This is a genomic window from Hyphococcus formosus (assembly GCF_046736345.1).
GTDB lineage: Bacteria > Pseudomonadota > Alphaproteobacteria > Caulobacterales > Parvularculaceae > Hyphococcus > Hyphococcus formosus.
The window spans coordinates 1,096,814-1,119,428 of record NZ_CP157210.1 but is presented as its reverse complement, the minus strand read 5'-3'; the positions used below and the strand labels follow the sequence as shown (position 1 = coordinate 1,119,428).

General features: G+C 51.9%; 21 protein-coding genes and 1 tRNA gene. 17 read left to right on the top strand and 5 right to left on the bottom strand.

What is annotated here, in order from left to right:
• Positions 1 to 135: 135 nt before the first annotated feature.
• From ndk to ABFZ83_RS05185, 4 genes are all read left to right on the top strand, one after another.
• The gene (ndk, locus tag ABFZ83_RS05200; protein ID WP_411818370.1) at positions 136 to 558 is read left to right on the top strand and encodes a nucleoside-diphosphate kinase; all 423 of its coding nucleotides are present in this window, start codon (positions 136 to 138) and stop codon (positions 556 to 558) included.
• 88 nt (positions 559 to 646) lie between these two features.
• Positions 647 to 1,054 (top strand): hypothetical protein, encoded by a 408-nt coding sequence (locus ABFZ83_RS05195; RefSeq protein WP_411818369.1) that lies wholly within the window; start codon positions 647 to 649, stop codon positions 1,052 to 1,054.
• Positions 1,055 to 1,057: 3 nt separating this feature from the next.
• Positions 1,058 to 1,996 (top strand): sterol desaturase family protein, encoded by a 939-nt coding sequence (locus ABFZ83_RS05190; RefSeq protein ID WP_411818368.1) that lies wholly within the window; start codon positions 1,058 to 1,060, stop codon positions 1,994 to 1,996.
• A gap of 166 nt (positions 1,997 to 2,162) precedes the next feature.
• Positions 2,163 to 2,696 carry a hypothetical protein gene (locus tag ABFZ83_RS05185; protein WP_411818367.1) on the top strand — a complete coding sequence of 178 codons (534 nt, stop codon included), beginning with the start codon at positions 2,163 to 2,165 and terminating at the stop codon, positions 2,694 to 2,696.
• A gap of 26 nt (positions 2,697 to 2,722) precedes the next feature.
• Here ABFZ83_RS05185 and ABFZ83_RS05180 read toward each other — a convergent pair whose 3' ends face one another.
• A complete protein-coding gene (locus ABFZ83_RS05180; protein WP_411818366.1) occupies positions 2,723 to 3,184 on the bottom strand; it encodes an Lrp/AsnC family transcriptional regulator in 462 nt (153 codons plus the stop codon).
• A 109-nt stretch (positions 3,185 to 3,293) separates the two neighbouring features.
• On the opposite strand from ABFZ83_RS05180, the gene phhA reads away from it, so the two are divergent.
• Positions 3,294 to 4,172: a phenylalanine 4-monooxygenase gene (phhA, locus tag ABFZ83_RS05175; RefSeq protein WP_411818365.1), complete on the top strand. Its 879-nt coding sequence runs from the start codon at positions 3,294 to 3,296 to the stop codon at positions 4,170 to 4,172.
• Here the strand turns inward: phhA and pspF are convergent.
• Positions 4,169 to 5,182 carry a phage shock protein operon transcriptional activator gene (gene pspF / locus ABFZ83_RS05170; protein WP_411818364.1) on the bottom strand — a complete coding sequence of 338 codons (1,014 nt, stop codon included), beginning with the start codon at positions 5,180 to 5,182 and terminating at the stop codon, positions 4,169 to 4,171. The two genes, phhA and pspF, sit on opposite strands and share 4 nt — an antisense overlap.
• Before the next feature lie 334 nt (positions 5,183 to 5,516).
• Here pspF and pspA point away from each other — a divergent pair, with 334 nt between their 5' ends.
• From pspA to ABFZ83_RS05145, 5 genes are all read left to right on the top strand, one after another.
• Entirely contained in the window at positions 5,517 to 6,206 is a 690-nt protein-coding gene (pspA, locus tag ABFZ83_RS05165; protein WP_411818363.1) for a phage shock protein PspA, read from the top strand.
• Positions 6,207 to 6,216: 10 nt separating this feature from the next.
• Positions 6,217 to 6,462: an envelope stress response membrane protein PspB gene (gene pspB, locus ABFZ83_RS05160; RefSeq protein WP_411818362.1), complete on the top strand. Its 246-nt coding sequence runs from the start codon at positions 6,217 to 6,219 to the stop codon at positions 6,460 to 6,462.
• Positions 6,455 to 6,937 carry a PspC domain-containing protein gene (locus ABFZ83_RS05155; RefSeq protein ID WP_411818361.1) on the top strand — a complete coding sequence of 161 codons (483 nt, stop codon included), beginning with the start codon at positions 6,455 to 6,457 and terminating at the stop codon, positions 6,935 to 6,937. The genes pspB and ABFZ83_RS05155 overlap by 8 nt, the downstream gene beginning before the upstream one ends.
• An 88-nt stretch (positions 6,938 to 7,025) precedes the next feature.
• Positions 7,026 to 7,190, top strand: coding sequence for a hypothetical protein (locus tag ABFZ83_RS05150; RefSeq protein ID WP_411818360.1), 165 nt, complete (start codon positions 7,026 to 7,028; stop codon positions 7,188 to 7,190).
• 118 nt (positions 7,191 to 7,308) lie between these two features.
• On the top strand, positions 7,309 to 8,448 hold the full coding sequence (locus ABFZ83_RS05145; RefSeq protein ID WP_411818359.1) for a Ppx/GppA phosphatase family protein: 1,140 nt from the start codon (positions 7,309 to 7,311) through the stop codon (positions 8,446 to 8,448).
• 128 nt (positions 8,449 to 8,576) lie between these two features.
• On the opposite strand, the gene ABFZ83_RS05140 is transcribed toward ABFZ83_RS05145, so the two are convergent.
• On the bottom strand, positions 8,577 to 9,197 hold the full coding sequence (locus tag ABFZ83_RS05140; protein WP_411818358.1) for a TetR/AcrR family transcriptional regulator: 621 nt from the start codon (positions 9,195 to 9,197) through the stop codon (positions 8,577 to 8,579).
• A 224-nt stretch (positions 9,198 to 9,421) separates the two neighbouring features.
• Here ABFZ83_RS05140 and ABFZ83_RS05135 point away from each other — a divergent pair, with 224 nt between their 5' ends.
• From ABFZ83_RS05135 to ABFZ83_RS05115, 5 genes are all read left to right on the top strand, one after another.
• A complete protein-coding gene (locus ABFZ83_RS05135; RefSeq protein WP_411818357.1) occupies positions 9,422 to 12,391 on the top strand; it encodes a TonB-dependent receptor plug domain-containing protein in 2,970 nt (989 codons plus the stop codon).
• 109 nt (positions 12,392 to 12,500) lie between these two features.
• Positions 12,501 to 13,658 carry a pyridoxal phosphate-dependent aminotransferase gene (locus ABFZ83_RS05130; protein ID WP_411818356.1) on the top strand — a complete coding sequence of 386 codons (1,158 nt, stop codon included), beginning with the start codon at positions 12,501 to 12,503 and terminating at the stop codon, positions 13,656 to 13,658.
• The gene (locus tag ABFZ83_RS05125; RefSeq protein ID WP_411818355.1) at positions 13,655 to 15,214 is read left to right on the top strand and encodes a hypothetical protein; all 1,560 of its coding nucleotides are present in this window, start codon (positions 13,655 to 13,657) and stop codon (positions 15,212 to 15,214) included. Before ABFZ83_RS05130 ends, ABFZ83_RS05125 begins: the two co-directional genes overlap by 4 nt.
• Positions 15,207 to 16,463 carry a dicarboxylate/amino acid:cation symporter gene (locus ABFZ83_RS05120; RefSeq protein ID WP_411818354.1) on the top strand — a complete coding sequence of 419 codons (1,257 nt, stop codon included), beginning with the start codon at positions 15,207 to 15,209 and terminating at the stop codon, positions 16,461 to 16,463. Before ABFZ83_RS05125 ends, ABFZ83_RS05120 begins: the two co-directional genes overlap by 8 nt.
• A gap of 35 nt (positions 16,464 to 16,498) precedes the next feature.
• Positions 16,499 to 17,731, top strand: a complete 1,233-nt coding sequence (locus ABFZ83_RS05115; protein ID WP_411818353.1) for a dipeptidase — start codon at positions 16,499 to 16,501, stop codon at positions 17,729 to 17,731.
• A gap of 229 nt (positions 17,732 to 17,960) precedes the next feature.
• Here ABFZ83_RS05115 and ABFZ83_RS05110 read toward each other — a convergent pair.
• Positions 17,961 to 18,037: transfer RNA gene (locus tag ABFZ83_RS05110), tRNA-Met, on the bottom strand.
• 167 nt (positions 18,038 to 18,204) lie between these two features.
• Positions 18,205 to 19,350, bottom strand: a complete 1,146-nt coding sequence (gene rnd / locus ABFZ83_RS05105; protein ID WP_411818352.1) for a ribonuclease D — start codon at positions 19,348 to 19,350, stop codon at positions 18,205 to 18,207.
• A 264-nt stretch (positions 19,351 to 19,614) separates the two neighbouring features.
• On the opposite strand from rnd, the gene aspS reads away from it, so the two are divergent.
• Positions 19,615 to 21,414, top strand: a complete 1,800-nt coding sequence (gene aspS / locus ABFZ83_RS05100) for an aspartate--tRNA ligase (RefSeq protein ID WP_411818351.1) — start codon at positions 19,615 to 19,617, stop codon at positions 21,412 to 21,414.
• 10 nt (positions 21,415 to 21,424) lie between these two features.
• Positions 21,425 to 22,546, top strand: a complete 1,122-nt coding sequence (locus tag ABFZ83_RS05095) for a M14-type cytosolic carboxypeptidase (protein WP_411818350.1) — start codon at positions 21,425 to 21,427, stop codon at positions 22,544 to 22,546.
• Positions 22,547 to 22,615 lie beyond the last annotated feature (69 nt).

Below are 22,615 nucleotides of genomic sequence, written 5' to 3'. Positions count from 1 at the left end.
CCGGCCGAGAATTTTCGGCCGGGTTTTTTCTTGGGGCCGAAAACGCCATTGCGGCTTGCCTCTTGCCGCAATGCAAAAGCGTTGATAGGAAGCGCTACAGATTCATCATTTTTTCCACAATTGAGGACCAAAGACATGGCGCTCGAACGCACCTTTTCTATCATCAAACCTGATGCGACCCGTCGCAACATCACCGGCAAAGTGATTGCCAAGCTGGAAGAGGGCGGCCTTCGCGTTGTTGCTTCCAAGCGTATTCGCATGACCCGCGAACAGGCCGAGGGCTTTTACGGCGTTCACAAAGATCGCCCATTCTTCGGCGAATTGGTCGAATTCATGATGTCCGAGCCTGTTGTTGTTCAGGTTCTCGAAGGCGAAAACGCGATTGCGCGTAACCGCGAAATCATGGGCGCAACGAATCCAGCCGAAGCTGCACCGGGCACGATCCGCGCTGAATTCGCTGAATCAATCGGCGAAAACTCAGTTCACGGTTCAGACGGCCCTGATACTGCGGCGCAAGAAATCGAATTCTTCTTCACGAAAGAAGAACTCGTCGGCTAAGCCGGAATTTCCGCCCTGCTCACCGCTATTGGCTGAGCAGGGCAAATCCGCTTTAATTGCGCTCTGGAAACGGAGTGATAGCGGGCCCATGACGGGCAATCTTTTAATCGATTCAATCATTTCTCTGCTGGCCATTGGCGCGATGGTGCTGTTGGCATGGGCGGTATTTCGCGCGCCGGTGCCCGCATTAACGGTCGAAGAGGCGCAGGACCGATTGTCATTTGACGAGCCTGATTTTCAGGTCCGCGAATGGCTGGTCGATGAAAATGGCCGCGCCGTTTTAGCATTAGGGGAATGCGGCGGCCTCGTAATCATTTCCCGGCTTGGGCTTGATCTGGTGACGCGCCGGTTTGCGGCCGGTCATTTGCCCAGAACAGCCATTAGTGACCAAACGCTCACAATTTATCCCGCAGATCCGGGCTCTCGCGCTGTGCGCGTAAACGCGCCAGAAGCGGGCTTGTGGGCGCGACGTCATATTGCAACGGCGAGGGCGTAAGTGATGGAATTTCCCGATATCATCGCCTATGCGGTTCCTGCATTTCTTATCTTTGTCGTTGCCGAAATAATCGCTGTACGGATCATGAAGCGTGGCCGGTATGAGGCGCGGGATTCCGCGGCGAGTCTGCTCATGGGCTTCGGTAGCGAGCTTGCGCCTTTATTAGGTGGGGCTGCTTTAGTCGCGGCCATCTTCACGGCTGCTTACCAATACCGCCTGTTTGAGATTCCCAACACCTGGTGGACCGTTGTTATTTGCTTCGTCATCGATGATTTACGTTATTATTGGTGGCATCGGATCAGTCATGAACGCCGATGGTTCTGGGCCAGTCATGTGGTCCATCACTCATCGCAACATTACAATCTGACGACGGCATTGCGCCAAACCTGGACCGGGCAGATTTTAGCGCAGGTGCTATTTAAAACGCCTTTGGTTTTGATTGGGTTTCATCCGGCGATGGTTTTGTTCGTGGGCGCGATCAATCTGCTCTATCAATTCTGGATACACACAGAGCTGATTTCGCGGATGGGGCCATTTGAATGGATCTTTAATACGCCGAGCCACCATCGGGTTCACCATGCAACCAATCCAAAATATCTCGACGCCAATTATGCAGGGACACTGATTATTTGGGATCGGCTGTTCGGTACTTTCATAAAAGAAGATGAAACCGAAAAACCGCGCTATGGAATTGTCAAAAACCTCGGCACATTCAATCCGCTCGTGATTTCATTCCATGAATGGATCGGGATCGCCAAAGACGTAGTCTCGGCAAAGTCCCTTCGTGAGGTGCTCGGCTATACATTTGGACCGCCCGGATGGTCGCCAGACGGCTCTCGGCTGACCTCAAAGATGATCAAAGAGCGATGGGCGCGGGTACATGGCACCCCGCCGGAACAGGCCCAAACGCCGGAGAAATTGGCGCAGCAGCCCGCTGAATAGGTCTCGGGCGACCTTATTGGGCTTGATACACGCGGCAGTAGAAAATGGCGGAATTTCGCCTTATTCGCCCGATTTTTGCCGCGCTCGCCCCGATAAATTCATGATTAACCCGAACTTCGGCCCCGCTCAGGCGTTTATCTAATGTCTGAGTTAGAGGAGCGTTGTCATGCCCACTTCAATTTTTATGAACTCAGTCGTCGCTACACTCGCAGCCGCTGGTGTTGCTGTTACTTCTTTGGTTGGTATCAATCCCGGTCCTGCTTATGACAATGATGAGTTGACCAAGCTTTCAAAGACCGAAGCATCTATTCATGCTGATCAGGTATTTTTCCGCGCCGATCAGGATGGCGACAACGCGCTTAGTGTCGATGAATTTGCCGCGCTCAATATCGTGACCGCTGAGCTTGCGAATTTGAACGGCTTTGTCGTTGTTGAGAAAACAAACTCCTACGAGACGATTTCTTTGCCTGATCGCACATCCGCTGCGCTGTCGCCTGCCGAACATGCGCGCATTGATGCGGTCTCACGTCATACGTTTTACGCCTATGCGGGCGAGGACGGAAAAATGCAGCACGGGGAGTATAAAGGTCTGCAAGAAGCGATTTTCTTGTCGTCGGACCTTAATGCCAACGGTGCGTTGACGCGCGCCGAGCTTGCATTGTTTGCCCAGCGTCAGGCTTTCTTGCGCCCCGAAGCCTGACGCAGGGTGAGCATGCTCGCCGCCAGCTAGATTGAGAGTGGCCATCCCGCCGACTGTTTCATTGTCGAGAGTACAAAGTTGGACGATGAATCTTTTACGCCCGGAAGTCGCGCGAGTTTTTTAAGTGCGACTTCGGCAAAACCATCCATATCCCGTGCCACAACCTGTAGAATGTAATCGCCGCCCCCCGAAATTGCGGAACACGATACTACTTCCTCGATCAAATTCACGCCTCGTTCGAACGCATCGATATTTTCCTCTGTATGGAAATCAAGCTTGACGAAAACATAGGCAAAGACGTTAAGTCCGATTGCGCCACGATTTATTCGCGCCGAATATCCCTCGATTACCCCCGCATCTTCGAGTTGTTTGACACGGCGATGACAGGCGGATTGGGAAAGGCCGACTTTTTCGGCAATTTCCGCATTGGTGAGTCGGCTGTCAGCCTGGATAAGGTCGAGAATTTGGTTGTCGATCTTGTCTATCATGAGAAATATTCCCGAAAAAGCGATGAGAAGATAGAAAATATCCCGTAAAATATCAATAACACGCTAAGAATGGCAAAATTTCCTAATTGGGCAATGTTATAAATGGCGCATGGAACAGAACCATACACAAACACCGAAAAACCCATTTGAAGCGAACACCAGCCATGTCTTGCGCGGTGATTACGAACATATGCGCGCCGACTACACGGTCGATCAGCCCTATGACCAATATACTGAGGCCGATCAGGAACGTTGGCGGTTTTTGTATAACCGGCAGAAGAAACTCCTGAAGCGCTATGCGGCGCAGGAATATATTGATGGATTGGAATCGCTAAATGCCGGTGATGCCATCCCGCGCGTTGAAGACGCCAACAAGATTTTGGGTGATGCGACCGGCTGGCAGCTTGTTGCCGTGCCCGGCCTTATTCCGGACGATGTGTTTTTCGACCATCTCGCCAATTGTCGGTTTCCGGTAAGTTGGTGGATCCGCGGCGATGACGAGCTCGATTACCTCGTCGAGCCGGATTACTTCCACGACTTTTTCGGCCATGTCCCGCTTCTGTCGAACCCGGTCTTTGCAGAATATATGCGCAAATACGGTAAGGGTGGACCAAAAGCGATCGAACATGGCGCGCAGAAAATGTTGGCCCGGCTATATTGGTATATTGTTGAGTTCGGTCTGATTAAGACGCCCGACGGGCTTCGTGCTTTTGGGGCAGGGATGCTGTCATCGAAGGACGAAACGATTTATTCGATTGAAAGTCCGAAACCAAACCGGATCGCGTTTGATTTGGAACGTGTGCTGAATACGGCCTATATGGTCGATGATTTCCAAAAGACCTATTTTGTCGTCGATAGTTTCGAAAGCCTGTTTGAAATTAGCGATTGCGATTTCACGCCGTTTTATGAGCGCGGAGCAGGCAAAGAGCCAATCTCTCCGGAAAAGATCCTGCCGACGGACACTGTTATCAATAAGGGCCAGTTCTAGCGCGTTAATCCGTGCTTTTTGACCAAGCCTCGGATCTGATCATAGGTCAATGAAAGCGCGTCACCGGCGCGCTTCTGATTGCCGCCATTCGCCTCTAACGCGCCCCTGACCAGCGATCTTTCGATCCCATTTAGGTGGGCACGTAAATCGGAAATCTTTCCATTAGGTGCTGCGGTTGTTGTTGTCAGATCCGCTGTCGGCGCAGGTTTCGAGTTGATTGCGCCGAATACTTTTTCAAACGGGTCAATCTCGATTTCTGCAATAGGGCCATGACCATCTGACATGGCCCAATGAAACACTGCGCGCTCTGCCACATTTTTCAGTTCACGGACATTGCCGGGCCAACGGTGTGCCCTTAACGCCGCGATAGCTTCAGGCGTAAAGCCCGGAAAGCCTATCCCCAATTCTATAGCTGCGCCGTTGCCAAAATGGCTGGCCAATAGCGGTATGTCTTCGGGCCGGTTTCGCAGGGCAGGCGCGGCGACGACATCAAATGCGAGCCGGTCTAATAGATCGGCGCGGAATTTGTCCTCGCTCGCTTGCGCGCGCAAATCAGTATTGGCCGCGGCAATGATACGGACATCGGCAATGCGCGTTTCCTCGCCGCCTATGCGTTCATATTCGCCATATTCAATTACCCGCAGGAGCTTTTCCTGTACGCGTAATGAGGCCGACGCAATTTCGTCAAGGAATAGTGTGCCGCCCTCGGCACGTTCGAACCGACCCTGATGGCGTTTCGTGGCACCAGTAAACGCACCGGCTTCATGGCCAAAAAGCTCGCTCTCAAGGAGGGCTTCATTCATGGCGGCGCAATTGACCTTTACCAGCGGCCCATCCCATCGCTTTGACAGGAAGTGAATGCGCGCTGCGATGAGTTCTTTGCCCGAGCCGCGTTCGCCCATCACCAAGACCGGCCGATCAATCTCGGCGACGCTGGACGCGTGGTCGAGGGCGTCAAGAAACGCCTGCGATTGGCCAATGAGTTCCGGTGGGGTCGGTGCAGGTGACATAGGCAAATAATACCATATTAAAATGGTAAAAAATACAATAAATGCGGTGATAAATACCTATAACGAAATACCGCAAATTTCGCCAAAACTTCAAAAACCAAATAAAAACAGATACATGGAGGTTTTGTTCAAACTTGGCACGGTTCTGGCAAAGAAGATTGGCGACGGGGTTAACCAACCCAATGACCAAGGAGAATTTTGATGAGCCGATATGATTACGACAGAGACTGGGATAGCCGCATGCATAGCGCCTTCAGGGGGCGCGCCGGCTTTGCCTGGGGCGCGTTTTTCCTCGGTTTCATCCTCGGCGGCATTATTTTTTAGGAGTTAAATCATGGGAATTTTTTCGCGTTTAAGCGATATTGTGAATTCAAACCTCAATTCCATGCTCGATAAAGCTGAGGATCCGGAAAAGGTCGTTCGCCTGATTATTCAGGAAATGGAAGACACATTAGTTGAGGTGCGGACCAATGCGGCTCGCGCTTTGGCCGACCGAAAAGAGGTAAACCGGAAAAAGGCGGATTTTGCCTCCCGTGCGAAAGAATGGGAGTCAAAAGCGGAATTGGCGATTGCCAAAGGCCGGGAAGATCTGGCGCGCGGTGCAGTCGCAGCAAAACGCAAAGCCGAGGAGATGATTGGTCTTCTCGATAATGAGCTAAAAGCGATTGACGAAACGGTCGATAAGACTAATGGCGATCTTGAACGTCTTCAGGCGAAATTGAAAGAAGCGCGGGCAAAGCAGCGTTCACTGGAAATTCGCCGAAACGCAGCGTCAGACAGTGTCCGTGTGAGCCGTCAGGTTAATGACGGTCGGATCGAAGAGGCGCTTGCGCGTTTTGACCGCTATGAGCGGCGGATTGACGAATTGGAAGCAGAGGCGGAAACTTGGACGATGGGTCGCCCGCGGACGCTGGAAGACGAATTCCGTGAGCTAGAGAGCGAAGATGCCGTCAATGCGGAGCTAGAAGACTTGAAACGCCGGGTTGCCAGTCGCACTTCTGGTTCCGGGCAAAACCAGGGTTAGGGGCTGAATAATGGGCGAAATGCAAATGGCTGTCGCTATCGTTGCGATCATTTTTGTGGCTTGTCCGGCGGTGTTTTTGCACTACCGGACAGAGCTACGGAAGACAAAGACGATTTCTGCTGACGACGAGCGGCTTGTTGACGATTTATGGAAGACCGCGCAACGGCTTGAACGTCGGGTCGATGCGTTGGAAACGATCCTCGATAAAGAAGCGCCGGAATGGCGCCGCGATTATCCGGAGCGGCCACATGCCTGATCGTCATCATCATTACCATTATCATTGGCGCGACCGCGATAGCTACGCTTATCGTGCGGGCCAACCGGGTCCAGGTCCGAATTACTATCATTTCCGCCGCAATACGCGGCGCGGAAAAATTGCGGGCGTTTGCGCGGGGATTGCCGACTATTTTGGTTGGGACCTCAAATGGGTGCGAGTAGCAACGGTCTTGCTGACGGTGTTCTTCTTTCCGGTTCCGGCGCTTGTTTATTTAGGGCTCGCGGTCGTCGTTAAATCGGATAATGATCCGTATGACGCAGAGGACGCGCAGTTCCGGGACCCGGAAACAGAGCGTTTCTGGCGGACGTTTAATACGCGGCCAAAGGCAACCTTTTCGGAATTGAAGCATCGGTTCCGGGCATTGGACACGCGCATCTCAGACCTTGAATATGCGGTTACATCCGATGAATACGGATTAAGAAAAGCGTTTCGCGATCTCGAACGCGGCAACTGAATAATTTGAATATTTGAACGGAATGGAAGCCCTTCACGAGGGTAGAGATGGGGAAAGTGCGCCTGGCGCGCACGGAGGAGAGAGCGAGATGAGTATAATTATCATGATGGCCAAAGGGATGTTTTTGGTGCTGTTGGCAGTCGTAGCATTCTCGGCCTTGGTTGCTGGTCTGGGGTTTGAACCTGCGGCTGCGCGACAGGTGGCGTCATGCGCAGCCCAGCCGTTGCCGGGCTGCATATTCACGATCCTTTAGTCGTTTTGGTACCTTGGATGAGCGCCGCTATCCGGCGGCGCTTGCTAGGATGCGTCCACCCCCTTAAGCTGCTGATCATACATCCGGGCTGAATACGGCCCCAGCGAGGACGCATGTGATGACCAGAAAAAAGCGCAATATACGCGCCAGCGGCGGCAGTGACCCCGCAGATCGCCCCCCACAACAAAACCAGAATAGACCTTCTCGCAATTCGGGCCGCGACCGAAGGCAATTGCGGTTTGCGGCGATCGATCTTGGCACGAATAATTGCCGATTGTTGATCGCAGCACCGCGCGGCCGAAACTTTCGAATTGTTGACGCATTCTCCCGCATTGTTCGTCTAGGAGAGGGGTTGGGCCAAACGGGAAGGTTATCCGATGGCGCAATGGACCGCGCTGTCAATGCGCTAAAGGTCTGTGCACAGAAAATAGAGAAGCGCGGCGTTACGCATATCCGGTGTATTGCCACCCAAGCGTGCCGCGGCGCGGATAATGGCGAAATATTTCTCGAACGCGTCACCGAAGAAACGGGCCTTGAATTCGAGATAATTCCTACCGAAGAAGAAGCGCGCCTTGCGGTTGTCGGGTGTGCTGAACTCCTTGACCCTAACGCAGAAGCGGGTCTGATCTTCGATATTGGTGGCGGCTCTACTGAAATGTCATGGGTCAAGATTTCCAAGCGCGGCGAGGGGCAATCGCCAAAAGTGGATGTGTTGGCGTGGACATCGCTTCCCTTTGGGGTGGTTAGCCTTGCGGACAAATGGGACGGGAGAGAGATCACCAGAGAAAAATACGATCAAATGATCGAAGAAATCCGCGCGCAAATCATTTCGGTTGGTGATCCCGGATCGGTCAAGGCGCTCTTTGAAAAAGACAACGCGCATCTTCTCGGTACTTCAGGAACGGTAACGTCCATCGCTGGCGTTCATTTGGGGCTCAAACGCTATCGGCGCGATGAAATTGACGGGGTCTGGTTAAGCGCAAAAGACGCACGTGGCGTTACCGAACGGTTGCGCTTAATGAGCCTCGATGAGCGTGCCGGTGAGCCGTGCATTGGACCAGATCGGGCGGATTTGGTTGTGTGCGGCTGTGCAATCCTTGATGCGCTCCAGCGGGAATGGCCAGCAAGCCGCATACGCGTAGCGGATCGTGGACTAAGGGAAGGGATATTGGCCGATCTCGCACAACAGGCCCGCCGCGAACATCAACGCAGCCGAAAGTCGCGATCACGACGACGGCGAAAAAAGGCGAAAAGCTGATACTGAACGAAGGAATCCTTTGTCAGGTTAGCGAGCGATAAACCGGCTTTAGTCGCCTTATAAGTTTACCAAACGGCGTTGTTGGGAATGTCAATTTTGAATGTGCGTGGGCGCGAGGTTTAAAAAAGTTAGCTTGAATCGCTGTTCACGCGTGCGTCGATATAGGCAATGGTCGCGCGGCGTGCTTCTTCTTCTGTTCTTTCGGAGATTCGGCCATCTTTTCTGACGCCCGCCGAAAATAACGACGTCATTATTCTGAGTACGAATTGAAAGAAATCGGGTTCGGGCGGATTGCGCTTTGCAATTTCTGTAAAATTCGTATGACGCGCCATTAAATTGCTGATGTCTTCAGCCAAGCGTTCTTCAGATTCGTCATTCCCAAATATCGCCTGTTTCGCGCCTTTTCTTCCTAATAGCAAAATTGCAGCCGAGGGGGTTTTCTCAAAAAAATCTTTATAGACGCCAGCGACCCCCGCCCAAGCCTGGTGGTATTCTTCGTTCGTGCGCGGATCGAAGAAATTTAAGAGTTTTTGTCTCAGCGTCGCGTGATACTTTTCCGTTAGCGCGTCAAAGACATCGAGCTTGGACGGAAAGAAATGATACATAGACGTGCGCGTAACGCCCGCCCGTTCTGCGATAATCGTCGTCGTAATCTCTTCGATCGGTAATTCTACCAGCAGCTCTTCGGCAGCTTTAAGAATCTCGTCGACCTTATTGGAGCTTCGCTTTTGCGACGGTTCGTTTCTCATTCCTCTACCCAGGCGATGTTTTGTTGGTCCGGAACCCTTGTGGGGCGTCTTTTTCGCCGAATTCGTGCTTAGCGCAATACCCGCACATCACTATTAAAAGTGGACACATGTCAATTAAAAGTTGACATGTGTCGAAAAACCAGCGCATTTTGCGACAGGTGATTATCAAGGCCTTGTGCGAAAAATTAGCAGAAAATCGCGCAGTAACATAGAGGGGTATGAGCATGTTTCTTAGTCGAAAGCGGGCCCAGTCCGCGTTTTTAAACACGTCTGCATTAGTTGCGGTCGTGATCGCCGGGGGGATGGCACCTATATCGGCGCTGGCACAAAGCGGTGATAACGCCGCCGAAAATGATACCGTTGTGGTAACGGGGACACGAATCAAACGAACGGAATTTTCTCTTCCCGTTCCAGCGCAAACACTGGATGCAGCACAGCTGGAATTGACAGGGGCCAATGAGCTTGGGGAGGCAATTGTTGAGCTTCCTGCGGTTTCAGCGGGGATTACATCCGAGAACTCCCAATCGAGTACGCAAGACAGCGGGATTTCTACGGTCTCTCTTCGCAATCTTGGTGCTGAACGTACGCTTACGCTGATCGATGGTCGGCGGACCGTGGGTAATTCATCAACCGGTAGTACGGTTAGTTTTTCAACAATCCCGAGCGCATTTGTCGAGCGTGTTGAGGTCATCACAGGCGGTGCATCTGCGGTTTATGGCTCTGATGCTGTGACCGGGGTTATCAACGTAATTCTACGCGATGATTTTGAGGGCCTATCATTTGAAAGCCGTGTCGGCACCTCGCAAGAAGGCGGAAACACCGAATACGGCATTACCATTGCGGGCGGATCTAACTTTGCCGATGATCGCGGCAATGTCATGTTCTCTTTTGAATATGATAAAGAGCTTCCGATTTATGGCTATCAGCGCGATAAAACGCTTTACAATTTAGGTCTTGTCGAAAACCGGAATGGTGATCCGGATGAGTTAAGTCCGCGCCTTAGCAGCAACATTCCAGGCGGTCTGTTCGGTGGCAATAGTGGTGATCTTCTGAACCCTGAAGAAGACACAAGCTATTGGTTTTTTGACAATGGCGGAACCGGTGCGCTTACACCGGGTTATAGTACGTCACTCAATGGCTTTGATGAACGTGGTCCAGAAACGGTTTCTATTCCGCGCGAACGTTTTCTTCTGGCGGGTAAGGTCAATTACGAGCTTGCCGAAAAGGTTACATTTTTCGCCAGCGCGCAATATTCAACGATCGCAACGAAATCCGAGCGTTCGCCCGATACGGCAAATAGCTCACGACTAGGCGCGGATTTTCCGATTTATCTGGCGGATGGCGTGACTCCACACCCATTCGTCCCGCAGGCAATTTTCGATGATGCGGTTGAGTTAGGAAATGACGATGTATTCTTCCGCCGGCGCTGGAGCGAGTTTGGTAATCGCTATCGTGAGGCGGAAAATGATACGTTACGCATGTGGGCGGGCTTTAAAGGGGATCTATCCGAAGACTGGTCGTATGAGGTCAATTTTGGCTATGGCGAATTTCGTAGATCACAAAGCCGCGGCGGCGACCTCGTCATTCCGAACTATTTGAATGCGATCAATGTTGAATATGTCGATGCTGGAAATCCGAGTTTGGGTTTGCAATGTGCTGACGAATTTGCGCGCAACGCAGGTTGTGTACCGCTCAATCCTTTCGCGCTTGGCTCGGTATCACAAGAGCAAACCGACTGGCTCATCCTGCGGGACCAACTACGCGCTCGAAATCGTACAACGACCTCCAGTGCGTGGATAACGGGTACGCCGTTTGAGTTATGGGCAGGCCCGGTCAGCATTGCAGCGGGCTATGATTTCCGCAAAGAGCGCAGCCGTACACGTTGGGATCCGATTTCAACATCCGGTGGCGGCACGGTTACGCAACAGGTAAATCAAGACGGTGAGCAATCCGTACATGAAGGCTTTGCGGAGGTTATTATTCCTTTGCTGGCAGATGCTCCATTTGCGAAAAGCCTTTCCATCGAAGGTGCGGTCCGCGTCAGTGACTACTCAACCGTTGGCTCAGTACTTAGCTTTAAAGGTGGCGGTACATGGCAACCGGTTGATGGCGTCGTGTTCCGGGGCGTATTTGCGCAAGCAAACCGTGCACCAAACAACATCGAACTCTTCAGCCGCGGCTTAGGATCGCAAAGCAGCCTGCCTGACCCGTGTGACGGGGTGACAGCATCATCCGTCGGGGCATTTGACGATACCTGTCGTCAGGACCCAGTCGTTGCTGGTGTTATTTCGTCAATGGGCAGCTTTACCGATCCGATGGTGCAGGTGCAGCAGCCGACATTTGGTAATGGTGCGCTCTCGGAAGAAACCGCAAACACGATTACCGCAGGTGGTGTATTCACCCCAAGCTTTGTGCCGGGACTTCAAATTGCGGTTGACTATTACAGTATTAAAATTGACGGCGCGATCAGTGAGATTTCTGCCGACGATATTCTCGATATTTGTTACACATCAGGCGATTTTTCAGGAACGCCTTCCTGCTCAATTCCTGTCCGTGATGCGGTGACTGGCCAGTTGCAAGAGGTTCGTCAAACATCACTGAACATCAACCAACTGCGGACAAAAGGCGTTGATGCGACGATTGCTTACCGCTTTACGCCAGCGGACACAGGTGCACCGCTCCTCAGTTCAGTGCCGGGGGATGTCAGCTTTACGGGCACACTTTCTCGGGTTCTTCAATTCGAAGAAGAAGCGCCAGTTCCAGGTACAAGCACGACGTTCATCGACGATGAACTTGGATTATTGGGCACGCCGAAATTCACCGGTCGCTTCTCGATGAGTTGGCAGAACGGCCCGCTGAAGGCATCGTGGAGAACATTGGTTGTTGGTTCCATGTTGAACGACGACAATGGTCGCACACGGTTAACGGCATGCGAACAATTCAACAATTGCGATGATAAAATCGGATTGTTCCTCGATCGCGAACTGACACACAATCTCCGGGTAAGCTATGACATGCCGGGTGTGTTCGGCGGTGAAGAAACGCAACTTTATGTTGGCGTGAACAATATAACCAACAATCAAGGACCGCTTCTATACGGCACCGGGAATGTAGGTAACGCCGATGATAACCATCACACGCTTTACGATCTAACCGGTCGCTTCTTCTATGGCGGCGTGAAAATGCGCTTCTAAATTTGCGCGTGCAGGCAGTGACGGAAAGCTTAGGCTTGCCGTTACTGCCTTTTCTAATTTCTATCGAAGCAAAGGACAAAAAGTGTTATCCAACCGCTCAAGAGCGCTATTGCCGTCGCAAACGGTAAGATTTGCCGATATCGCCACGCAACTGAAAGAGCAGGGGCATCATGTTGTCGACATGTCGGCCGGTCGTGCATCAGAAGCGACGGATGCGGATATTTGCGAAGCAGTGAAAACCGCGCTTGACGAGGGGGATACGCATCAAACGCCTGCGCGAGGTACGTCGCGTTACCGTGACGCCGTGGCTGAAAAGCTCGAACGCGATAACGGAATGTCTTATGATCCAGCGACTGAGATTCAGGCGACGTTAGGGTGTAAGAACGCGCTCGTACTCGGTTTGTCTGCTTTGATTGATCCGGGCGATGAGGTCATTATAGAATCGCCCGCATTCGTGAGCTACGCACCGACCATTGAGTTGCTGGGCGGTGTCGCAAAGACGGTCTGTCTCCGACCGGAGAATAATTTCCGGTGGACTAAAGACGAGCTATCAGCGGCAGTCACGTCTCGTACAAAAGCCATTTTATTCTGCTCTCCGCATAACCCGTTGGGGGTTGTCCATACGCAAAATGATCTTGAAGTGATCGCGTCGGTCGCCCGCGAGCATGATCTCATGGTGTTTGCCGACGAGATTTATGAGGCGGTCACATGGGGCGGTCGGACGCACCTTCCAATTGCGAGCCTTCCGGGTATGCGCGAGCGAACCATTGGAATGATGGGGATGACCAAAAGCTACTCGATGGGTGGTTGGCGCGTCGGCTATGCCTATGGTCCGGGTCAGGTCATCGCCAAAATGTCAGATATACAGGCGCATATGATGACTTGCGCTAGCTCTATTGGTCAGCGCGCTGGCATCAGCGCCTTGTCAGAGCACGTAACCACCAAACTGAAAAAAACAGTTTGGAAAGAGTGGGAACGGCGTTGCGAATTTGTCTCGACCGCGTTGAACGGAATGAGCGGAATTAAATGCGCGATGCCCGAAGGCGGCTTTTATGGGTGGATGAATATCGATGAGTTGGAAATCGCCAGCGAGACGTTCTCAAATCGTCTGTTAAAGGAACATTATGTTTCTACCGTACCGGGCAAAAGTTTTGGGCCTGAATGGGATCATTATGTGCGGATTACCTGCGTTAAGTCGGATGTCGATATTGCGACAGGAATTGAGCGAATAGCTCAATTCGTAGAAAAATTACAAAGGGGCCTATGATGAAGAAGTTGTTGTCTTTTACGCCTGCGCTGCTTGGCTTGCTGTCCTTTCCAGCGCTCGCCGATATTAAAACTGAGGCAGATCGAGAGGCGCTGTTCGAAGACATCGTTGCAAAGACAATGATGCGCGAGGCATGGTCACCGGTAAAAAATGAGAAATATGGCGTCACTTATCCTGATGCTTTCGAACCCTTTCGACAGAAATTCATCGATGCCAAAACCGATGAGGAGCTGTATTACGCGATTACGATGCTTTCAAACGCGCGCCATGACCGCCATTTGAAAGTAACACCAGCGGAGGGCGGATTAGCGATTGATCCGCGACCAATGCAGATTGCGCCAGTGCAATTCATGCATGATTTTAGTCAGGACGAGCCAACATTTTTCGTCTTCGATGTCGCTACGGCGCTCGCAAATATCGACGGCGGTAAAAAGATTCAGCCTGGTGAACTTGTCGTAGAAATCAACGGTCATTCGGTCGCCGAATATCTTGAAAAGACCCGGCCCTATCATCGCGCTTCGACTGAGGCCGGGTTCCTCATGCGATACGCGATGTCGCTCAATGAAAAGTCATCAACATTGCCGGCGGAATTTTACGCAGATGAACTTACCCTGACCCTAAAGCCGAAGAGAGGAAGAAAATACTCCGTTTCACTTCCTTATCTGGATAGCGAAGATGTATCGTTTCGCGGGATAGGCGCGCAGCGATATGACGGTTTTGAAAAAGTTCTGGATTTCGAATCGTTTGATTTTTATCGCTCAACAGACGGTGCAAATCAGGTTCTCTTCGATTGGTATGGGTTCCGAGACGACATCGTGCATGCGATGGATGAAGTTGTCTCATATGCGAAGCGTGAAAACCTGCTTGATCACGATGTGATTTGGGATGGGACGTTTTCTCGGGGTGGCGGACGAGGGGCCTACGCTATTCAACGGCTACAGCCAAAACCTTTTAAGACGACCTTCGGAAACCTGCGGATAAGCGACATAACCGATGATTTCATTGCTGAGCGAAAATCATTTTTCGATCAGGCGAAAACCATGTCGGATGGATCGGTTGAGCTGATTGACGACGGCTCATGGCTAATAGAATGGCTGCTCGGAGATGTAACCAAGGGCATGGAAGCGGGGCAGGCTTATACAAATAATGTTCCGTTCAAATCAGCGCACGCGCCGGAATATTCTGACGGCATTCTATATCCGGCCGCAGACCATTTTACTGGCGATATGGTGTGTTGGTTAAGTCCCCGCGGCGGGTCGCATCTTGACCAGTTTGCCTCGATCGTCGCCGATAACGATCTGTGTACGATTTTGGGCATGCCTGCCGGTGGGTATTCAAACACATGGGAATGGACAGAAACGTTGAAATGGCCCGGAACCTCGGAGCCGGTTGTGAACTATATGTGGTCTATCGGCCATACCATTGCGCCGAAAGGTCATATCGTAGAAGGCGATCCGTCCCCAGTGGACGAATATATACCGCTGACGCGCGATAATTTTGAGACTTATTACGACATCCTGATGGATCGTAGCATCGAGATTCTATCTAATGACTAGTGCGAATATTTCTGCCGAAGCCCGGAAGGATAGCGGGCTTTTTGGTTTCTATACAAACAGATCACTCGGGCTGAAAATTCTCATCTGGATGGGGATTGGGATTTCGGCCGGAGTGGTCTTTGGGGAGAAGGCAACAATCGTTGCGCCGATAGGTGAGCTTTTTATCAAGCTTTTGCTTATGGCGGCGGTGCCTCTCGTATTCTTTAATCTCATTGCCGGCATAACCAGCCTGCAGAATATTGCGATCCTTGGGCGGCTTGGGCTTCGAACCTTTGCCTATTATCTGACGACGACAGCCGCGGCGTTAACGCTCGGCCTGACAATGGTCAGCTTATTCAAGCCCGGCCGGGGAATGCACCTGAATGAAGAGGTGAGCGAACATTTTGGCGATGTTCCGGCCGTTACGGATGTTATTCTCGGGCTTTTTCCGGAAAATATTTTTCGGGCGTTCTCGGATGGAAATATCGGGCAAGTCGTCGTTTTTGCGATTTTCATCGGTATTACAACGCTATTATTGCCAACGGGCCAGAAAGAAAAACTCCAGGATGTATTTGCGCTGATTGCGGAGCTTCTGCGCAAACTCGTTGGTATCATAATGTATTTCGGGCCCATCGGAGTGGGGGCATTGGCCGCGAACACGGTTGGCGAGTATGGCGGTGCGATCTTTGGCCCGCTTGCGCGGTTTATTGGTTCGGTCTGGTTCACCCAATTTGTGATGATGGGTTTTTATATGGTCCTGTTGGTGCTTCTTTCACGTCGCAACCCGATTGAATGGTTGAAAACCACCGCCTCGCTTTACGCCACCACGGCTGCAACCTGTAGCAGTTTGGCAAGTTTAGTTGTGGCGATGGATGTCGCTGAAAAGAAACTGAAACTACCGCAAAGCGTTTACAGTTTTACCCTACCGCTCGGCGCTCAGCTAAACAAAGATGGTACCTCCATCATGTTAGCGGCGGTGTTGTTATTCACCGCTCAAGCGGCGGGCGTAGAATTTTCTTTGATGCAGGCTGTAACCATCGTCCTTATCGGCTTGTTGTTGTCGGAAGGCTCGGGCGGAATTCCCGGTGGTGGTTTGGTGATCGCGCTGATCTTCGTCGAAGCGTTTAGCTTACCCGTCGAAGTCGCCGGGATTGTTGCAGGGATCTACCGCTTGATCGATATGGGCAGTACGACGGTCAATGTGATGGGCGATCTTGTGTGGACGACAGTGCTTTCGGATATTGAAGAAAGACGTTCCAACAAAGCGTAATTGCTTTGCGTAAGGATGCTGGCAGGGAAAGTAAGATGATGAAAACGATCAAAACTCACAGTGGTCTTATGTTGGGCTTGGTTCTCGCGTTAGGGTCCGCGACGGGCGCGCTGGGGAGTGACGAAAGTCAATTACCGGTACCATCAGAACGCGCCATGGATCTCGCTCAAAATTCCATCATCGTTGATGGGCATGTGGATTTCCCGATGCAGCTTATGCAAAAGGGAATTGACCCGATCAGCAATAATGGCGCGACTAATTTTGACTATGAACGGGCGATCCGCGCCGGTTTTAATGCGCCGTTTATGTCGATTTATGTGAGTGCGCATTATGAAGGCACAGGCGGCGCAAAAGCCATTGCGGATATGTTGATCGGATTAATGGAGGGAATCGCCAATCAGCACCCCGATAAATTCACCATTGCGACTTCTGTGCGTGATGTTCGGAAAGCGGCGAAAGCGGGGAAAATATCGTTCGCCCTGGGGATGGAGAACGGCTCGCCACTAGAGGGCGATCTGGAAAACCTACATCATTTTTATGATCGCGGCGTGCGGTATATTACGCTCGCCCATTCGAAGGCAAACCACATATCTGATTCAAGTTATGACGCTGACAAACGCTGGGGCGGTCTTTCTCCCTTTGGGCGTGTTCTGGTTCGTGAAATGAATGATATTGGTGTGATCGTTGATGTAAGTCATATTTCTGACGACGCATTCTATGACGTCATTGAGCTGTCGAAAGCACCGATCATTGCATCCCATTCCGGCGCACGTCATTTCACGCCGGGGTTCGAGCGGAATATGACGGATGAAATGATCAAGCGACTTGCCGAAAAAGATGGCGTGATCATGATTAATTTTGGTACGCACTTTTTGACGAAAGACGGTAGTGGGCGTCGCCTTGGGCGCGATCAGGCCTATGTGGATTATCGCGCAGAACGCGGCTTAAACGATACAGCAGCGGTCTATTCAGAGTTTCGCAGATGGTTTGATTTAAACGTCGCCGTTCCCTTCGCAAGCGTCAGTGATGTCGTTGATCACATTGATTATGTGCGCGACCTTGTCGGTATAGACCATGTGGGGCTCGGGTCCGATTTTGATGGTGTGGGGGATACATTACCGACTGGCCTCAAAGACGTGTCGGGCCTTCCGCTTCTCATTCAGGAAATGATTGATCGCGGGTACTCGGACGAAGAAATTCGTAAAGTGCTCGGTGAGAACGCGTTGCGTGTCTGGTCTGCGGTTGAGGATGTCGCAAAGAAAAACTAGCGGTCATCGAGACGAATTTTTTGTGAGGCTATTAAAGCCCGATCTCTAATCTGTTTTGATCGCGCCACAATGACGTTGGGGTGCGTATCACACTTCAACAGGCCGAATTGCTAAGGCGTAACGCGCTATACGCAGCATTCGGCGAAGTTGTGATGCGTATTTTCATTTTCGAGCTGAAATCGGTAATTCAATCTCGTCTGAAGAATTCAATTTAAAGGATTGATTTAATTGGGTGCGGGGAGAGGATTTGAACCTCTGACCTTCAGGTTATGAGCCTGACGAGCTACCGGGCTGCTCCACCCCGCGCCAACTATACCGCCACGGCTTTTGCGCATTTTGCGCGCCCGCTGTGGGGAGAGCGGGATATAGCGAAGGCGGTTCGCTGTCGCAAGGCCCAAAGCGGGATTATTTTCCCGAATTTGGATTTGTGACAGTTAAAGCCGCATTTTTGCTTTTTGCGGGGCAATCAAACCTTAGCTGTCGATAATATCGACGCGGCCATTATCCAGTTTCAACGCGATCTCTCCGCGTTTGAGGCGCAATGCGGTTTCACCAAAGATTTCGCGCCGCCATCCGGATAGGGCAGGAACATCTGCGTTGTCGTCCCGTGCAATCGCTTCGATATCTGCACTCGATGCGATGAGCTTTGGCGCAACATGGTGCGTTTCACATTGGCGCTTTAAGAGAACGCGTAAGAGTTCCAATACATCCGCAGGGGCTTTGTCCCGATCGGGTTTGTCGATCGTTGGCAATTGTTCCTTTGGTATATCGAGGCCTTCTTTGACAGCTTGAACGATGGACGCGCCGGTGCGTGAGCGTTCAAAGCCAGAAGGAATAGATCGTGCGCGCGCGAGCGATGCACCGTCTTTCGGTTGCAGGCGCGCAAGTTCGAAAATCGCTTCGTCTTTCAAGATGCGGTTGCGCGGCGTGTCTTTGGTTTGTGCTTCTTTTTCGCGCCACTCGGCGAGTTTCATAAGGACGCCAATTTCTTTGGCGCGCACGCCTTTTAGTTTGAGCCGTTTCCAGGCGCGCTCCGGGTGAACATAATAAAGGTCGTCATTATAGAGGGCTTCCATTTCCTCTTCGACCCAATGCTGGCGTTCGCGTTTATCAAGCGTATCGAGAAGCAACGGATAGGCATCGCGCAGATACGTCACATCGGAGAGTGCATAGCTGAGCTGCGAATCCGTCAGCGGACGGCGTGCCCAGTCGGTAAAACGCGAGCCCTTGTCGATCTTGGCCTTGAGCAGGGTCCGCATTAGCGGCTCATAGCCGATCTGATCGCCGAAACCGCAGGCCATCGCGGCGATCTGGGTGTCGAATAGGGGCGCTGGAACGCCGCCGATCAGCTTGTGGAAAATTTCGAGGTCCTGACGCGCTGCGTGAAAGACCTTCACGACCTTTTTATCGGTTAACAGCTCCAGAAAAGGCGAGAGGTCAATATTGTCCGCCAATGGGTCGATAGCGGCTTCTTCGCCTTGGCCAGCGGCCTGAATGAGGCACAGGATCGGCCAGTAGGTCTTTTCACGCATGAACTCAGTATCGACAGCCACATAGGGCTGTTTACGCAAAGACTTAGTGAATCGGGCCAGATCGTCGGTGGTAGAAATGACTTGCATGACGGGCGCTTCTATCGGCGCAGGGGGCAACGCACAAGACGGTTTCGGAGCCGCAAGCGCTTTGCCGCAGTATTTTCGCCAAAAAATAGGAAATTGCCTGACTTTTTGGGGGTGAAAATGATCAAGGCCTGCGGACGGGCTAGACAATGCCAGCGCCACAGTGGAAATAGCACGCTAAATCAGACGGAATGGTTTCCGAACCGGCCTTGACTTTGCATACCGGCATTGCCACTCCGGCCCAAACAGGAATTACAGGGGAATTGCATGCACGCCTATCGTACGCATCATTGTGGAAAACTGCGCAAATCAGAGGTTGGCGATACGGTTCGCCTGTCTGGCTGGGTGCATCGCAAGCGCGATCATGGCGGGCTCCTCTTTATTGACCTGCGCGATCATTATGGCCTGACCCAACTCGTGGTTGAGCCAGAAGCGCCGTTTTTCGCCGAAATCGAGCGGGTTCGCCAAGAAAGCGTAATCCAGATCGAAGGTAATGTGGTCGCTCGTGCAGATGAGGCGGTTAACCCGAACCTGCCCACCGGTGAAATTGAAGTCCGCATTGAAAAGTTCGAGCTGCTTTCTGCGGCCGATGAGCTACCGCTGCCGGTCTTTGGTGAGCCTGAATATCCTGAAGATATTCGGATGAAGCACCGTTATCTCGATCTGCGCCGCGAGACCTTGCACAAGAACATCATGACCCGCGCAAAGGTCATCCGGGAAATTCGCGACGGGATGGAAGAAGCCGGTTTCACCGATTTTCAAACGCCTATCCTGACGGCTTCCAGCCCTGAGGGCGCGCGCGATTTTCTCGTGCCGTCACGCCTGCATCCGGGCAAGTTTTATGCGCTGCCGCAGGCACCGCAGGTCTTTAAACAGCTCATCATGGTTTCGGGCTTTGATCGCTATTATCAGATCGCGCCATGTTTCCGTGACGAAGATGCGCGTGCGGACCGTTCCGCCGGTGAGTTCTATCAGCTCGATATGGAAATGAGTTTTGTCGAGCGGCAGGACGTGTTCGACGCTGTTGGTCCTGTGATGGAAAACACCTTCAAGAAATTTGCGGGTGATCGAAAAGTCACGAGCTATCCATTCCCGATGATTCCTTATGACGAAGCCATGTTGAAATACGGCTCCGATAAGCCGGATCTTCGATGCCCGATCGAGATGCAAATTGTCTCCGATCATTTCCGCGGTTCAGGGTTCAAGATTTTCGCGCAGATTCTCGAATCGGATCCGAAAAACGAAATTCGCGCAATTCCGGCACCGGGTGGCGGTAGCCGCGCATTCTGTGATCGGATGAATTCTTTTGCGCAAAAAGAAGGCCTGCCGGGCATGGGCTATATGATCTTCGACGAGAACGAGGCCAAAGGCCCGCTTGCGAAGAATATCGGTCCTGAGCGGTCAGAGGCTGTGCGCGCGCAACTTGGCCTCAAGGCGGGCGATGCGGCCTTCTTCCTTGCTGGCAAACCGGAAGATTTTTTGCCAGTCGCCGCAAAGGCGCGTGTCGTGATCGGCAATGAGCTGGGCTTAAGCGATAAAGATAGCTTTGAACTCGCCTGGATCGTGGATTTCCCGCTTTACGAATGGGACGACGAGAACAAGAAAGTCGAATTCGGGCATAACCCGTTTTCAATGCCGCAAGGCGGTCTGGAAGCGTTGGAAGCCGCAAAAACCGACGAAGAGAAACTGGCGCTTAAAGCGTATCAATATGATCTCGTTTGTAATGGCTATGAGCTTGGTTCGGGTGCGATCCGGAATCACCGTCCGGACATCATGTACAAAGCTTTCGAGAATGCCGGATATGGCAAGGAAGTGGTTGAAGAGCAGTTTGGCGGCATGTTGAATGCGTTCAAATTTGGCGCACCACCACACGGCGGCTGTGCAATGGGCATCGAACGTATTGTTATGTTGCTCTGTGATCAGGAAAACATCCGTGAAGTGACGATGTTCCCGATGAACCAGCAAGGTGAAGACTTGTTGCTGGACGCGCCGGCACCGGCGTCCGATGCGCAGCTCAAGGATGTTCATATCCGCGTTGCAATGCCAATCGTTGAGAAAAAGGACTGACGATACCGATATGATAAAAATTTCAAGCGATTTCGATAGCGGAAACATTGCTGTCGTGGATGCGAATGATCCGAATGACATTAAGCTTGAGATAAAATCGGACGGTAAAGCTGATTTTTATCAGTGGTTCTATTATCAGGTGGACGGTGCTTCGGGCCGTCCACTGACGATGCGCCTTATGAATGCCCATGGCGCATCTTATGTTGACGGCTGGAAAGATTATCGCGCCGTTGCGTCCTATGATGGCGAAGAATGGTTTCGCATTGACGCAGCGTTCGACGGCAAAGAGCTGACGATCAAGCATCAGCCAGAACAAGACCGCATTTTTTACGCCTATTTTGCGCCTTATACGACCGAGCGGTATCGCAGTTATATCGCGTCTATCCAATCATCGCCGGTCTTAAGTCACGAGATCTTGGGGCAGACCCTGGACGGGCAGGATATTTCCTATCTCCGCGCCGGGAATGGTCCTCGTCAGATGTGGGTGATTGCGCGCCAACATCCGGGCGAAACGATGGGCTCGTGGTGGATTGAAGGCTTTTTGAACAAGCTGACCGCCGAGGGCGACGAAGATGCGGCGACGCTCATGGAAAAAGCGACGCTCCATATCGTGCCATGCATGAATCTAGACGGCGCGAAGCGTGGCCATTTGCGAACGAATGCTGCGGGCATTGATCTCAATCGCGCATGGCAAAATACGACGATGGAGAAAAGTCCGGAAGTTTATCTCGTGCGTGAGCGGATGCGGGAGATCGGCGTAGACTTTTTCCTTGATGTGCATGGCGATGAGGCGATTCCGAATAATTTCCTCGATAGTGCGAACGGGATTCCGTCATGGGACGATGTTCACGCACAGCGTTTTGAACGGTTCTCGAATCTCCTGCTTGAAACAAGCGCAGATTTCCAGACCAAAGACGGGTATCCACCGTCGGCTCCGGGGAAGGCAAATCTCGATATCGCCAATTCCTATGTCGCCGAAACATGGGGCTGTTTGTCGATGACGCTGGAAATGCCGTTCAAAGATGCGAATGTTAATCCGGACCAAAAATATGGCTGGTCGCCGGCCCGTTGCCGTAACTTCGCGCAAGAGCATCTGACCGTTATGGCAAAGATCGTCGACGGATTGCGGTAATATACCAATTCAATAGCGCGGAAATATCGCGGGTCTCGGGGGGCGAGATTCGCGAAAATCAGTTATATT